Raw genomic sequence first — 15084 nt, 5'->3', positions numbered from 1 at the left:
TCTACTCAATTCAATCCCTAAAGGAACAGTCAGCAGGGTGGAAGAGCAGAATACAGGATGGAGTATGAGCAATGGAACGTTTACTGAGAGTCACCGCGATAGAAATGGACGTCTCGAAGCGGGGAGGTTGTTTGATGAAGTCACACCGAAGAACAGCGATCGCCCAGGGTACAACGGAACAGTACACCACTTTATCTCGAGCGATCGCCCGCATTCGAGAATCCCTGGATTTAGAAAATCTCTTTCAAGCCACCGTAACGGATCTACGGCACTTATTAGATGTGGATCGGGTGGCGGTCTTTCGCTTATGGCCCGAAGATCAGGGGAGTTGGGGACAAATTATTGCCGAAGATGTGCGATCGCCAGCCTTAGCCGCTTTAGGGACCGAATTAGGCGATCGCAGCTTGGCGGAAGACTGTAATCCCTACTATCATCTCGGGGGTATTCATGTCATCCCGGATCTTTCCCAGTGTCCTCTCCCCCTGCACTATCAGGATTGTTTAACCCAATTACAGGTCAAATCTCACCTGTGCATTCCCCTCCATCAACAAGATAGGCTCTGGGGACTCCTCTGGGTCCATCAATGTTGCGGAAAGTGTCCTTGGGAACCCAGCGAAATTGAGTTTTTGCGCCTCATGGCTTCTCACTTGGGTCTAGCCCTTGAATGGGCGGAAGAACAGGGGAAATGCCAAGCCCAAACCTCACAATTAGCCCAGGCAGCTCGCCGAGAACGAGCCTTAGCCACAACTATTGAGAAAATCCGGCGATCGCTGGATATCCATACCCTCTTCCAGACCACTACCCAAGAAGTGCGCCAACTCCTAGAGGCCGATCGCGTCGGGGTCTATCGCTTCAAACCCGATTGGAGTGGCAACTTTGTCGCGGAAGCAGTTTCCCCCGGTTGGAATCCCCTCATGGGAAACCTGCCGGATATTGCAGATACTCACCTTCAGGAAACCCAAGGCGGACGCTACCGCGAGAATCAAGCCCTCGCCGTTCATGATATCTACAATGTAGGCCATGCTCAGTGTCACATTGAACTATTAGAAACATTTCAAGCCAAAGCTTATATTATTGTTCCCATCCTCGCCGGAGAAACTTTGTGGGGATTGCTGGCGGCTTACCAAAATTCCGGGCCTCGTCATTGGTATGAGTATGAGGTGGAGTTACTCAGTCAAATCGGCGCTCAGTTTGGAGTCGCCTTGCATCAAGCTGAACTGTTCGAGCAATTGAAGCATCAAAAGGAAGAACTCTCTCTCACGTTGCATAACTTACAACAGGCCCAAAGTCAACTGGTCCAAAGTGAAAAAATGGCGAGTCTCGGTCAGTTGGTGGCGGGAGTGGCCCATGAGATTAATAATCCAGTGAATTTTATTTATGGAAATCTCACTCACGTGACGGATTATACCCGAGATTTACTGGAATTAGTCGAACAGTACCAGGAACACTATCCTAATCCCCATGAGGCGATTCAAGAATTGAGTGAAACCATTGAAGCGGACTTTTTAAAAGAAGATTTGCCGAAGATTTTAGCTTCCATGAAAGTGGGAGTGGAACGGATTCGGGGGATTGTTTTATCGTTACGAAACTTCTCCCGCTTGGATCAATCGGAGAAAAAACAGGTGAACCTTCATGAAGGGATTGATAGTACCTTATTAATTTTGCAACATCGCCTCAAGTCTAAGGGGGATCGGGCGGCCATTCATTTGATTAAAGAGTATGAGGAATTGCCCTTGGTGGAGTGTTATGCGGCACAAATCAATCAGGTTTTTATGAATATTTTGAGTAATGCGATCGATGCATTGGAAATGAGCGATCGCCACCGGACTCCGGAAGAGATTCGTGCCAATGCCAGTTGGATTAAAATTAGTAGTGAATGGGTAGAGAAGGATGCCTCTACTATCAGTCTAGGCGATCGCCCTTCTAATAGTCACAAGAAGCCAGACTTGACCCAGGAAAGCAGCGTAGTGATTCGGATTGGCGATAATGGTCCGGGAATTTCTGATGAAGTGCGATCGCGAATTTTTGATCCATTTTTTACCACGAAACCCGTCGGGTCTGGAACGGGTTTGGGCTTATCCATTAGCTATCAAATCGTAGTCGAAAAACATGGGGGTTCTTTGACCTGTCTTTCCCAACCCGGACAAGGGACCGAGTTCCGAATTGAAATCCCGATTCAGCCGCTGGCGATGACATCTCAGGCGGCATAATCTCCCGGTTCAGCCTCGATCTGCTCTGAAAGCCTCGGTTTAGTCGCAAGGGGAACCCCTGCGGCCTAAAGCCAGCGCTTCAGTCTTGATTGTATTTTATATACACAAAGCGGGTTTAATGTCAATCGCATCCTCTCGGATTTTTACCGAGCTTGGAAAAGTTATCCTCCAAATTAATTCGTAAAAATTTCTCAATAAAAATACATGATTCTTGATGTTAGAATTTTTCGGCTCAATTTTCTAGGGTTTTACTGCGATCGGCAAAATTAATCGTTCCAAATATCCGCTGAGTTGCCTAAAATTAGAATATAGACCGGCACGGGTGAACAGGGCATCGTCCCTAGAGAGGACCGCAACCACCCACCCCCAGACAGAAAGCCGCTTAACGGAACTGACCGGGACAGCAAACTAAAGACCCCATCCCATCACAAGGAGTATTGTCTGATGGTAGTATCTACCAACAAAAAACCGGCTGCCAACTTAGAAGCGAATCGTCAGCAAAAGCAGCCCCCAAAGCACAACCACTATGGCTTTCAGGATTTCTTTTCATTTCACCCCGATACCGGGATTGTCACCGACTGGAATGAGGGCCGAAATACCTTTACCAGTGAAGACTTTATTATTGGCTTAGTCGAAGGGTTAGAAGAAGAAGTCGGCAGTGCTGCCTCGGTGATTATGTACACCATTGGCTGCGAATGGGGGACCAAAGATGCCGAATTTTTCAAAAAGTGGTTTGAGAAAGAATATCAGCGGGATATCCGCCAAGCGAACCTCATGTTCCTCTTAGAAACCTGGTGGTGGCCCTTTACCGCCCAAGGGTGGGGACGTTGGGAAGTCGATCTGAGCGATCGCAAGCATGGATTTATGTTTATCAACCTCTTTGATTCTGCCGTCGCTCGCACCCTCGGCGATGTCGGCAAACCCGTCTGCTACATCTATGCCGGGCTCTTCGCCGGATTCTTCACCTGCTTGGTCAACAAACAGTTAAGCTGCATCGAACTGCAATGTTACTCAATGGGTGAAACCTATTGTAAATTTTTACTCGGCAGTCAGGATCGCATCGATGCCGCTGCCTTCTGGCAAAATGAAGGAGCCACTGCGAGGGATATTCAACAACGGTTAGAAGCCGGAGAACGCTTGCGATGAATAACGGCAAATCGTTATTACAACTTTCTGTCCAAGAGTATTTTAGTCAATGTAACTGGCAAGGACAACCCCTAACCCAAGGTTCTAACGGACAGCCAACCGACCCCGCCTCCCGGTGGACCTTGGTCGTTGCGGATTATTTCCGTCTCCTGCCTTGGGAAAGAGCCCCAGAAGTCGGTTCCTTTCCCAAACCTTCACCCTCTGCCGGGACCGCCTCCTCATCACAAGAGGAAGTAACCCTGATTGATTTACTCGAAGCCTTTTAGGTCTTTCCCCCGTGACTGAAGTTACAACTCCAAACCCCGACTTCAGTCACACTTCAGAAACAGCTTTTCTGAAAATTATCCCATCCTCAAATTCAGGTCAGAAGACAACCATGCACCCCGAGATTGCGCGACTGCTGGAGCAAGCTGAACAGCGTTATTTACAGACCAATGAACTCGAACTCTTTCGACGCTATGCGGTCTCCTTAGCGAGACGCATGGAGGCTTATGAAATCCTTCGAGACAAAGAAGAACAGATTTTTCAACCCGTCGCCGATCGCCTGGTTGCCGCCTTTCCTGATGAACGCCAGGACCTCCTAGAGCGTGCCCTTAAACATTGGCTGTTAATTAGTCGCTACTGCGGGACTGCGATGTTATTAAGTGACCCCGACTTTCTCGCCTTACGCCTGAAAGATTGGATGACGGGTTTAGTGCAAACACACCAAACTCAAACCATCGAACGCAAACTGTACGAGTTATTACTTCAAGGGGTCAAAGCCGAACTCTCCGATAAACACTTTCCCCTGATTCAACCCTTATTTGACAAAGCCAAAGCGATGTTATTGGAGGAAACTCAACCTCAGTAGTCCAGCCTTCAATTCATCGAACATATATCCCCAACCGCAAATTCCTAAGCATAACCCTATGATTTCTATTTCCAATCTGCTGAAAGAACAACAACTCCCGGGCAATTATTTTGCCTATGACGTCTATGTGAAAGGTGACTTAGAACTCGGACTCCTAGAAAATCGCCGAGGCGATCGCCTCCTTGCTATCCCCGAAACCTTAATTTCTGCCATCTATAGCGGACTCGAACATGAAACCGGATCCGCCGCCCGCCTCGTCCTCTTCAACTGCGGTAAATGGTGGGGAAAAAACTTTTATGTGAGATTTTGCGAAGAAATTTCGGATTACTATGGAAAACCCATCTCCCAAATGGAAATGGTGCAATTCATTCAATGCTTTCAACAATTTTGGAAAACAATGGGTTGGGGAAGTTTTGACTTAAATCAAGACCATTATCAAGATGGATTCTTGATCATCCTTGCTAAAAATTCCCCCTACGCCGACCAAGCCCCAAAGTGGAATCGCCCTGTCTGCTTTTTAGAAGCTGGAATATTAACCTCATTTTTCAGCCAATTAACAGGTAGAGACCTCCTCTGCCTCCAAACCACCTGTGAATCATTAGGGTCCGACAGCAACCGCTTCATCCTCGGCTTAAGCGATCGCATCAAACCCGCAGAACCCTGGGTCCTAGAAGGCCAAGACCACGAAACCATCCTCCAAAACCTCTGCAAACCCCCTCAATAACTGCGCTATTCATAGTAAAAATTTTAGTCGTTTCCTTTTTGTCCACCTTACTACTGAAGTCTTGACGTTGAATAAAGTCCTATTCTGGCTGTAAAAAGATGCCTAATCCGTTGTGGATGCGAGGGATGATGCGGGGGGGATGTTCTAGGAGTTGACCGCCTAGGAATAGGGTGGTGGAACCGCCTCCGTCTAGGTTGAGGGCGTTGACAGACCCTAACTGTTGCATGATTTGAGCCATTTCGGTGAGGGTGGGTCCAGGTCCGTTGGTGCGGTGGTGAACGATCGCAATCACTAAGCGGCCATCCTCCGTTTGACCGATCGCACTTCGGGAGGCTTTTCCTTCAATAAAGTTTTGATTGAATTGTTCCGCCTCCGGATCTAGCACAATCCAATTATTATTAAGTAAGACAGGTCCCGCCCCTAAAATGTGAGGGTAAACATCAAAATAGGAGGGGACGGTGACCCGATTAATTAGGACGGAGGTGCCGAGGGGAAGTTTAGGTAAGGCGGATGCGAAGGAGCGTAAAGTAAGTAAAAACCCAGTTTCGGGGATGGCAAAGGTATTTTCTCCGGCTTTTTCTGCTTGCAGGTGTTGGGTAACTTTGCCCCCCTCCACGACGACGATGATTTCGTTATCAATTAAGGTTGTATAGCTGTCTCCCCACTCTGGGGTATAGCGAGAAATTCCGGCTTTGACATAGCCACTATTTAAATATAAAATAGGTAAGGCTTCTCCTTGGGCTGTTGTGAGAGTTTCCTCTAAGCTGAGACGCCCGATAGTCGCGCTTCCGGAATCATTCCAGGCGATCGCCCCTCGGTTGAGAATGGGACTGGATAACCAGCGTCCATCTTCGCGGATGGCACCCAAGGGGAGTTGATTGTTGCGATTGAAAAATCCCCCGTTAATGGCAGCATGGGCACCGAGGCGACTGGCAATTTGACTGAGTTCGGCAATTCCGGGTAAACCGGGATTAGCGGTAATTGGTTTGAGAAACGTGCTGGAGGCGTTGCGATGGTTGAGTTCTAACCAGACGACGGGAAAACGGCTGTCGGCAACTTCGATGAGTTGTTGTCGCCATCGGACTCCGGATGCCCAGAGGATGTTACGCTCACTAACTACATCCGGTTGAATGTCAATCATTAAGCGGTTAGGATCGCGATCGGTCCAGACTCGGGGTCGCCACATCTGGGGAATCTGGAATCGTAATGTAGTGCGATCGCCGCTTGTCTCCATTAATCCGGCAAATCCAGTCTGTCCCAAGGTTAAAGCAATGGTTCTTTCCCCTGGGGAATCCGTCTGGGTTGTGAGATTTTCCTTAGCGATCGCCCTGGTATTGAGGAGTTCCTCGGTGAGAGTGGCATCCAGGGTAATTACAAATTCTTGTAGTGGCAAGGTAGGAGGACGATCGCCTTGCACGCCATCGGGATTTGGATCTTCGTCTTGCGGAGTCGGTTCAATCGGCGTAGAAGAAACCGTAAACAAAGGAGTACCCTTGAGGTCCAGAACGATGCGATCGCCCCAGGGTTGTTCTTCTTGTTCAATCCCTTCCACCGTCGCCCCCGGTGAGGTTACTTCCAAGATTTGTCCCGCTTCTCGCAACTGCCACCCCACTTGCTCTGCCAAAGGCGTAATATCCAGATATCGTCTGCCTTGACTCCAGACTACAGGTAGGTTCAACGGTTGCAATTCCGGGTCGGAAAACCAACGCACAGGCTGAATTCGGGCATCATCGGTATTTAAAAACTCTACCCCCATCTGTTGCATCAGGTCCGTCTCCGTAAACCCGTAGCGAATTTGGGTCGGGTTCCCATCTGGGGACCAGGCAATCCAACTCAGCGATCGCCCTTGTCCATTCCAACTCAGTTCCCTCCCCTGGCGAATTAGGCGGTGGCGATCGCCCTGTGCCACTGTAGAGACCCCTTTTTCTAAGTCAGAACTCGTTGACATCTCCTCGGGACCGGAGGAAGAAAGCACAGGGGTAGTATTTCCAACTGCGGACCCCATGAGAGACAGGGCGAGACCCAAGAACAAAGAAACCGCCAACCCCCGACCCATTTTCCGGGGGTTGCCGGGAATGGAAGATAGGGAGTCCGGAAGTTGAATTAAGCGATCGCCTTCTCTCCCAGGACGGAATAAGGACAGCAGCATGATTTCAGGGTGTTTGCGAACCACAGTTATCCTCGACAAGTAGATCCCTCGAATAGGAATTGACTCAATCCCCAATTATAGCCCCCTCGTTTCTTAGAGATGGAACGGTTAGAAACCGGATTTCTGGAGAAACGGGTTGCTGACTTGGCAACCCATTGGGTACAGAAACCTCGTTTCGGGTCCGGGTTATCTCATCCGGTCCCCATACCCGAGGTAGATTCAAACCCACCCCTGTAAAGAGAAGAAGCAGGCTATTTCTACATCATCGGATCACTGTGAACCCCTTAAACACCTAATTTATCTATTTTGCGATCGCACCTGGGGCGCTGCTGCGGCCCCATAGTTGACCCGGCAACCAATATTAAACAAACTGGAACCACATTCCAACGGCACTACCTGCCCTTGCAACATCGCACTGCAACTGACATATCCATCATTATTGGTATCCTGAATCATGCATTCAATGGGGGTCGCATTGGCACTAGAGGCCCAGGATTTCATTCCCATCTCGGCTAAGGTATGGTGCCAAAAGAACAGGAATGAGAATAAACCTAGGACTGCGAGTCCGACCACGGATCCAATCAGCCCAAATTTGAGCCGCCAATCCCCTAACAGTCTTTGGAACACATTGGGGGCAACGGGTTGCACCTCAGTGGGGTTAGTATTATTTTCTATTTGTGGTTCTTGCATAGTTGTTTCCGACAGGTTTTGCTCAATTGTCTCAATTTTATCGTGGGTTCTCAGGAAAAACCCTCCCCCCATCTCAGTGAAATGTCAAAAATACCGAAGATAATGACTGAAGTCGTTACTACAAACGAAAATCAACCCTCTCCCCCGGTTCGTCGTAACGACTTTAGTCCTCTCCCCTCCCCAACCACCGAAACGCCCGTCGCAATTCTGCCATACCATTCCTGTCATACCAGCGACCATGAGCGAGAATAATTTTATCCGGTTCCCAAGCCAACATCTGCTTAAACCCGATATGGGCTAAATCTTTCCGCCCCAAAAATGTCAGTTGCAAGTCAAACGGTGTTTTACCATCGGGGTCAACAATTCCCCCCAACCGTACCAACATTTTATACGATTTGGGTACTTTGTGTAATTCAAAATTTTCAATTAAATCGGTGAGGATTAAAGTGCGACTCCGGCGGTGAAAAAAGACCACTTCATCCATAAAGCGACTCCCCCGAACAATCACCTGATCCAGGTCATCTTTCCACTCAGGGGGTACTTCATCGCGCAAATCCGCATCAAATCTCACTTGAATGTGCTGCTGTGCCGCTCGTTCTCGCACCCCTGGGGAAGCCCAGGCGGTGGCTTCTGGATAGAGTTTGGCCCAACTTCCTATGTGAGCATAATGAATTTTATTGGGAGAAATCAGATAACGCAGGGGACCGATCGCATCGATTTCAGCCTGTAAACCCTCCGTCATGGCGATCGGGGAATGACACCATAAATCGCCATTCTGGAGACGCACTAGAGTCATCCGAGTGGGGAAGGGAATAGAATTGCCATACATCGCCATTTTAACAATGGGTCCATCAGCAATCCAGATATTTTCATGTACGGGTTTCAGGGTACTAATCGGTTCATACAGGGCAAAATCTGTCTGATTCATCTTCTAAAATAGGCGTCAGTCCTGTTGGTTTGGAAAGCTTGCTTAAAATTAGGGGGTTCAAGCGGGGGAAACGGGATTTATCGGAGTTGAATCTCAGCCCCAATTACCCGAGTGTCATCTAATTGGTTACCTACGACCCTTAAAGTTGGCGCTTGGGCGGTGTTATGAATATCATACCGCTGATTGTTTTTAAAAGTATTTTTGCCCGAAACCGTGTCGGTTCCTAAATCCGGCTGGGATTCCCCGATCGCCACCAATCCATCCCGGCTGTTGTTGGAAATTGTATTGTCTCGCAAAATCGGACGGGAAGAATGAGAAATCACTAACCCATCAATATTATTCAAAATCTGATTATTTACCACTAAGGGAGTAGAATTTCCCCCGATCGCCAAGCCAAAGCCGGTATTTTCTATTACATTATCTCGAATTTCTCCCCCGGCTTCATGGGTGAGAGAAATCCCATTACCGCCATTTTCAAAAATGCGGTTATTTTCAATTACCGGCGTTCCCGTTCCCGTGATAAATATTCCTTCGCGGCCACTTTTTGTCGCGGTACTATTGCGAATTTTGGAATGAGTGGATTCCACCCAAATTCCCGTTCCCGATTGATGAGGATTAGTGACGGTAACTCCCGCGATTTCCGTGCGATCGCCCGGGAGAAGGGTGACTTTTTGCTTCCCCCAAGTCGGACTAAGGTAATCGCCGCCTCCGATAATTGTCACCCCTTCCCCCTGCTGTCTTTCATTACCTCGGAGGGTCACTCCCGGTTTGATTTTCAACGGGAAGGTTTCCCCAGTCTCTTCACTATATTCCCCCGGCGCTAATTGGATCACCGTCCCCGGAGAGGATTGGGATAAGGCATAGGCGATCGTCCGGAAGGGTTGGGTTTCTCGCTCTCCTGCGGAAGGGGTATCAGTTCCCTGAGTTGAGTCTACATAAAGAATCTGCTTAAATGCCGGAGTGCGTTTGGGAAACGAGGCAGATTGTCTGCCAATGGAAGGATTTTCTATCTCCGGTCCTTCATTGGGCTTAACGATGAAAATACAGCCACTTAGAGACAATGCAAATAAGGCGAGGGCGATAGGTTTGACTCGATTCAACATTTTTCTTTACTTTTCCTTAAACGATTAATCAAAAATTTCAATTGACCCGATAAGCGGGGGTTATAATCTGGACTATTTTAAGAGATAAAAAGTTGCTTTCAGTGGCACTTAAGGGAGCTTTAACACGTCTGGAAAATCGGAAGGGCAAGACGAGGAAACCCGAGGGGAATCCCTAATGGCACAATCCTAGCATCAAAAAAGCGCCTGACCTTTTAGCCGTGATGGCGATCGCCCGAGCCTGTGTTGCAAATCACAGAACATTTCCGACGGCGATCGCAAGTTGAATTAGATCTCGATCGCCTAACACTCTTTAAAAAAGCTTCATAATAAAACTATGAATTGAAGGAATAAAATGCTATGCATCCCTCCATTAAACTTCTTCCCCATGCAATTTCCGAACTGATGGCTCAAGTGAGCGCCACCCGCAAAATTACCCTAGCCGATCGCTATGGATTGATGGCAGCTATCTTAGAAGAATCTCTGGAGGAGGAAGATAGATTCTCCATTGATCGACTTCTGCGGGCTTTACGGCGAGGGCGACTCCAAATCGTTGATGAAATTTCTTCTTTGCTCTGTAGTGGGTGAGGGTAGGCGATCGCCATCTAGCATTCTTGCCCTTTCCCGTTGCGGGTCATCTACCCTATCAAGTTTTAGCCTGAAACCCATCACCCCTCCGTTTATTCCACTGCTTTTTCTAACAGTTGAATTATTCCTTGATTCGCATCAATTTCCACCTCAACTCCCACAGGAATCGTAAATTTATCTTTAATATGACCGATCGCTGACCCATACCAAGCCGGAATTCCCAGGGGTCGGATCCAATCCGATAACACTTGGTTTAAAGTCAACGAAGGTTCATCGCCTTCCCCCGCTTCACAGCGAGTACATTCAGCAAAAATAAATCCCGAAATTTTATCGAGAATTCCTGCTAATTTTAATTGCGTTAACATTCGGTCGACCCGATAAATATCTTCCCCTATTTCTTCGACAAATAAAATTTTATTCTCCCAATCCGGTAAATAAGCCGACCCGACCAGTGCGCTTAAAACCGATAAATTTCCTCCCACTAATTGACCTCGGGCTTTACCTCCTGTGATGGTTTGGGGACGAGTCGAGGGAGGATTTTGCATCCGCACGGGTTCGGCATCTAGTAACAGGCGTTGAACGTAATTGATTGAAAATGGATTCCAAGCTGACGTTGCAACGGGACCATGAAAGGTAATAATGCCACTGCGAGCATAAATCGCCAGTAATAACGAAGTAATGTCACTGTAGCCCATAATAATTTTGGGGTTTGCGCGGATAAGTTCATAGTTTAATAAGGGCAAAATCCGACTACATCCCCAACCCCCGCGCATGGTTAAAAGGGCTTGAACCGAGCGATCGGCAAACATGGCATTTACATCCGCAGCGCGATCGGTATCTTGACCCGCGAGATAGCCATATTGATCGAGTAAATGGGGTGCTAACTTGACATTTAAACCCAAAGCCCGTAATTCTTTACGAGCATAATCGATATCTTCTTGTTCAATCGGACTAGAAGGATTAATCAAACCCACTGTATCCCCAACTTTTAGACGCGGGGGTTTTAGGATAGAGGGAGAGTTAGCAGTAGCAATTGTCGAACCGGGGATCGCAGAGGCGATCGCACTCAGTCCGCAGAGTGTGAGAAAATGACGGCGATTCCAAAACACTTAAAAATCCGCTCAGTTTTATAGAAGGAAAACAGATCCTGTTTATTATAAAGGATTGCGATCGCCTTCAGGGTTCAGGGTCCTTTGACCCTCGTTCCCCATCGTGATTGGCGGCTTTTTCGTGCCGGGGGACTTCAAAAATTCCGATGATAAACCACCGACTTTACCCCTTGGATCCCTCGCATATCGGGGCTAAACCCTGGGATTTTAGTACCCTTGACAGCAGCGAATGCTTGAAAATTGCGCTTTACTCTTGTCAATCATCCAGTTTCCGATTATCCTATTTTAGCTTTGAGCAATTTAAGGTAGAATAACAAGGAGGTCTCTGGGTGAATAAGTCAGTTTTTACAGAAAAATATACGCGGTTTCGGCGACTCCTAATCGAGATTCGCCAATCGAGTAAGTTAACCCAGGTGCAAGTCGCTCAACGACTGCATAAACCCCAGTCTTTCGTCTCGAAGTACGAACGTGGGGAACGCCGTTTAGATGTGGTCGAGTTTCTGGAGGTTGCCAAAGCACTAGAGGTTAATCCCTCAGAGTTGCTGACACAACTTGATCGCCCAACCGTAGAGCAAGGTTCCACAAACCTCAGTGAATTTTGAAAGCCGCGATCGGGCAGTCGCCGGACCTTAAATGAGTCACTTGTTCAATCTCTAGTCAAGTTTTCAGGGATTTGAACATCAGGAACTTTTTAAGCATAGCGATTCGGGAATGAGGCGGGGTGAAGCACAGAGGCAGCCCCAATTCCACCGGATTCTATAGAACAAGACTGAACGGCGATCGCACTTAACCTCTGCACAATCCTCACTCATTCTATAAAAGACAGAGGCGATTTTATGTTAAACCCGATTAAAAGAGTAGTTCTTCCTTCTGGAATAAAAAAATCTTACATTCTTTTATTTTTAATCCTATTTTTGAGCATATTTTCTTCTTACTCTTGTATTAATGGCTTGTGGATAGACCGGGAAATGTGCGGCGTTTGGCTGGAGGAGCTTTCTATCAACTTAATTGCTGAAGTGGCAGGAATATTACTGGTTCTATTTTCGGTCAATAAAGCGGTTAGAGAGGGGCGGGAGAAAGAAAAAAATAAATTCAAAGAAATTGCTTTTAGACAATTAAAATTTACCATTAGAAAACAAATTTATTTATTTTTTGAAATCCTGAAGGCTTCAACCCCCCAAAAACCCGACAAAGCCTATAAAAAATTAGACGATTTATTTGATGAGACATATTTTCGGGAAGTTCAAAACTTAGATCTATTAACAATGGCTCCAGTTTTAACCCCAGCCGGAGAACCGATGGACTGGCTCGATTACCTCGTTTATGAAAGCCTAAACCTCCGCAGTTCCCTCGGGCGAGTCGTCGATCGCTATGCCTTTTACTTAGAATCAGAGGTCGTTGATTTAATGGAAGAAATGACCGATGCCAGCTTTATTCGCTTCCTCACCTCCCTGTGGGAAGCGAAACGCTTAAACGGATTAACTTCTAAGGGAGATTTATTGTTTGCCTGTGAGGATATGTTCCGCGAGTATGCCGATTCTTTAGTGAAGTTAGTTCAATTTTACAATGAAAACGTCACTGGCGATCGGCAAATTATTATTGATGAGCAGCAATGGCAAGAATGGTGGAACCATAAAGGTAGACCCCAGTTAGGAGATAGCCGCATCAAAATCGAGATTCAGTAATGGGATTGCGATCGCCTCTTAACTCCCCCATCTACAAAACCTAGGGGGTATCCGTTGTAACCCTAGTCACCACAAAATCAGGGGTAGAGGAGTGGATTTGAGCAGATGCCGTGAGTAAACCGTCCTCTCGATGTCATCGGGTACTGATGCGCTGGCTTCCCAATGTAGGACCTGCTTTACTCTTGAGCAACGGATTAGGACCAGATATCCAATTTTTGGTCCTAATTAGGGACGGATAACCCAGAGTTTAAGGGGCGATCGCACCCAATGGAGTCAAAGTCATGGTGTTGACTCCAGTCCGTATCTAAGTTAGCCGTTAAAATCTGCGGCAAGTTTTTCATCGGGTTAAAATTGATACAACTTCACTTTTTTTCTGCAACTATAACTAATAGATGTCGTAGCGTTCAGGTTAGTGATATGGCCGGAGTCCTCAAGCTCGATATCCGAGAAAGTATTGAAGAACTTAAAAGCCTTCTGGCTAAACAAACCACAGCGAGAGGTCGGGAAAGAGTGCAGGCTTTATATTTATTAAAAATCGGCCAAATTAAAACCCTCAAAGAGCTTTCTATTTTATTAGGACGAGATACCGCGACTATTTATCGATGGTTTCAAAAATACAAAACCCACGGCTTACCCGGAATGCTGTCTATTAAAAAAGGCCAAGGCCGAAAACCAGCAATTCCCCCGAATACTATTGAACGATTAAGACAAAAACTCCAAGGACCTGAACGATTTAACAGTTATGGAGAAGTTAAGCGATGGCTTAAGGAAGAATGTGGGGTGGAAGCTTCCTATAAAGTCGTGCATGAAACGGTCCGTTACAAACTGAAATTTAAACTCAAACCCCAGCGCAAAAAACGCATGAAGGTATTGAATTAAAGGGATAGTTGGACCCGATTTTTATCCAAGTGACTGGCGGAGGGATGGTCGGATTATCCCTTGCCAGTCCGGGGATTTTTATCCCGTTTTAGGTGTTACCCTTCTGAATTCATCCCGGCTATAAATCCACGTCGGGCGTGCGATCGCATATTATCTTCATGGAGTTCCATCAAACAAACTAACTCATCTCCCTTCCCATAGTCCGGATTGCGGTCTAAAAAGTAGCGGACATCAGGTTTATCTTCATATCCCTCTTTAATATCCGCCCAACTTCCGCGCAGATGTCCTCGGGAGATGGGAAATCGAATGAGTCCGGTTTCTGGGTCATAATCTTGCCCAAATTTTTTCTCAGCTAAATAATCCATAAGCCGTTGTATTTCGGGAGGCGTCGGATACCGATAGGTCGGATAAAATTGATGAGCAAATAAGGGTAAATATCGATAAGTTCGGTAGCCTTTAACAATTAGAAACCAATATAAAGGGACTGTAGGCGCTTGAGCTTTAATTTGACCCGCTAATCGACACCACGCTAGAGGGAGCGTTTGTTCGCCCCAATAGTCGCGATGCACAATGGTATCCCCTGAAAAAATAGCTCGTTTAGCTTGTTCTTCAAACTGAAATTCCCAAAGCGCCACTGTAGAAAACCCCTGCAATCTTTTTTCGGCATCCCACAAGGCAATCACATAATTTTTATGATTCAAATCTTCATGAAAAATCTCGGGGCTGGTACTTTCATAATAAAGTTCATATAAGTCATACATCGTCTGGCGTAGTTTTGCATCGAGATGATGTTGGCAGATAATTTCTGCAACTAGCTTGCTCATAAGGGAGTGATTCAATAAACGATAGAAAAATAAAGCGAAAAAGCTGGGCAACTGTAGCCGGAAAAATTTAGAGTTACCTTTGATCGAGAAAGAGGCTTAATCTCCTTCAGAATGCACCCTATAAGTTTATCAAAAACCCTGGGATATGCTGGAATAGCGCGGGATAGCCGGTAAAACCCGGGGTGCGATCGCCTCCTGACTT

Annotated in this window: 15 protein-coding genes; 9 read left to right on the top strand and 6 right to left on the bottom strand. The window is 46.9% G+C overall.

Going from position 1 to position 15084, the window contains the following annotated elements:
- The first annotated feature begins 71 nt into the window (after positions 1-71).
- From NG796_RS01115 to NG796_RS01095, 5 genes are all read left to right on the top strand, one after another.
- The gene (locus NG796_RS01115) at positions 72-2210 is read left to right on the top strand and encodes a GAF domain-containing protein (protein WP_411268779.1); all 2139 of its coding nucleotides are present in this window, start codon (positions 72-74) and stop codon (positions 2208-2210) included.
- A gap of 444 nt (positions 2211-2654) precedes the next feature.
- Complete coding sequence (locus tag NG796_RS01110) at positions 2655-3356, top strand: V4R domain-containing protein (protein ID WP_261204069.1); 702 nt, start codon at positions 2655-2657, stop codon at positions 3354-3356.
- Positions 3353-3622: a hypothetical protein gene (locus NG796_RS01105; protein ID WP_261204068.1), complete on the top strand. Its 270-nt coding sequence runs from the start codon at positions 3353-3355 to the stop codon at positions 3620-3622. The genes NG796_RS01110 and NG796_RS01105 overlap by 4 nt, the downstream gene beginning before the upstream one ends.
- Positions 3623-3732: 110 nt before the next feature.
- Positions 3733-4206 carry a phycobilisome protein gene (locus NG796_RS01100; protein WP_261204067.1) on the top strand — a complete coding sequence of 158 codons (474 nt, stop codon included), beginning with the start codon at positions 3733-3735 and terminating at the stop codon, positions 4204-4206.
- Between the two features lie 58 nt (positions 4207-4264).
- Positions 4265-4930 carry a V4R domain-containing protein gene (locus tag NG796_RS01095; protein WP_261204066.1) on the top strand — a complete coding sequence of 222 codons (666 nt, stop codon included), beginning with the start codon at positions 4265-4267 and terminating at the stop codon, positions 4928-4930.
- A gap of 79 nt (positions 4931-5009) precedes the next feature.
- On the opposite strand, the gene NG796_RS26385 is transcribed toward NG796_RS01095, so the two are convergent.
- The 4 genes from NG796_RS26385 to NG796_RS01075 form a co-directional block, all read right to left on the bottom strand.
- Positions 5010-7103, bottom strand: a complete 2094-nt coding sequence (locus NG796_RS26385) for a phosphodiester glycosidase family protein (protein WP_261204065.1) — start codon at positions 7101-7103, stop codon at positions 5010-5012.
- A 273-nt stretch (positions 7104-7376) separates the two neighbouring features.
- Positions 7377-7769, bottom strand: a complete 393-nt coding sequence (locus NG796_RS01085; RefSeq protein ID WP_261204064.1) for a hypothetical protein — start codon at positions 7767-7769, stop codon at positions 7377-7379.
- Between the two features lie 163 nt (positions 7770-7932).
- Positions 7933-8697, bottom strand: coding sequence for a DUF4336 domain-containing protein (locus NG796_RS01080; RefSeq protein ID WP_261204063.1), 765 nt, complete (start codon positions 8695-8697; stop codon positions 7933-7935).
- A gap of 77 nt (positions 8698-8774) precedes the next feature.
- On the bottom strand, positions 8775-9800 hold the full coding sequence (locus NG796_RS01075; RefSeq protein WP_261204062.1) for a DUF1565 domain-containing protein: 1026 nt from the start codon (positions 9798-9800) through the stop codon (positions 8775-8777).
- A 357-nt stretch (positions 9801-10157) separates the two neighbouring features.
- On the opposite strand from NG796_RS01075, the gene NG796_RS01070 reads away from it, so the two are divergent.
- The gene (locus tag NG796_RS01070) at positions 10158-10385 is read left to right on the top strand and encodes a hypothetical protein (RefSeq protein ID WP_261204061.1); all 228 of its coding nucleotides are present in this window, start codon (positions 10158-10160) and stop codon (positions 10383-10385) included.
- 92 nt (positions 10386-10477) lie between these two features.
- Here NG796_RS01070 and NG796_RS01065 read toward each other — a convergent pair whose 3' ends face one another.
- Positions 10478-11494 carry an LD-carboxypeptidase gene (locus NG796_RS01065; protein ID WP_261204060.1) on the bottom strand — a complete coding sequence of 339 codons (1017 nt, stop codon included), beginning with the start codon at positions 11492-11494 and terminating at the stop codon, positions 10478-10480.
- Positions 11495-11823: 329 nt separating this feature from the next.
- Here NG796_RS01065 and NG796_RS01060 point away from each other — a divergent pair, with 329 nt between their 5' ends.
- From NG796_RS01060 to NG796_RS01050, 3 genes are all read left to right on the top strand, one after another.
- On the top strand, positions 11824-12096 hold the full coding sequence (locus NG796_RS01060; RefSeq protein ID WP_261204059.1) for a helix-turn-helix domain-containing protein: 273 nt from the start codon (positions 11824-11826) through the stop codon (positions 12094-12096).
- 312 nt (positions 12097-12408) lie between these two features.
- Positions 12409-13179, top strand: a complete 771-nt coding sequence (locus tag NG796_RS01055; protein ID WP_261204058.1) for a hypothetical protein — start codon at positions 12409-12411, stop codon at positions 13177-13179.
- Between the two features lie 417 nt (positions 13180-13596).
- On the top strand, positions 13597-14058 hold the full coding sequence (locus NG796_RS01050) for a helix-turn-helix domain-containing protein (RefSeq protein ID WP_261204057.1): 462 nt from the start codon (positions 13597-13599) through the stop codon (positions 14056-14058).
- Between the two features lie 95 nt (positions 14059-14153).
- Here NG796_RS01050 and NG796_RS01045 read toward each other — a convergent pair whose 3' ends face one another.
- On the bottom strand, positions 14154-14882 hold the full coding sequence (locus tag NG796_RS01045; protein WP_261204056.1) for a hypothetical protein: 729 nt from the start codon (positions 14880-14882) through the stop codon (positions 14154-14156).
- Positions 14883-15084 lie beyond the last annotated feature (202 nt).

Origin of the sequence: Laspinema sp. D2d (assembly GCF_025370755.1) — a bacterium.
Classification (GTDB): domain Bacteria; phylum Cyanobacteriota; class Cyanobacteriia; order Cyanobacteriales; family Laspinemataceae; genus Laspinema.
This window is presented reverse-complemented; position numbering and strand designations above follow the sequence as displayed.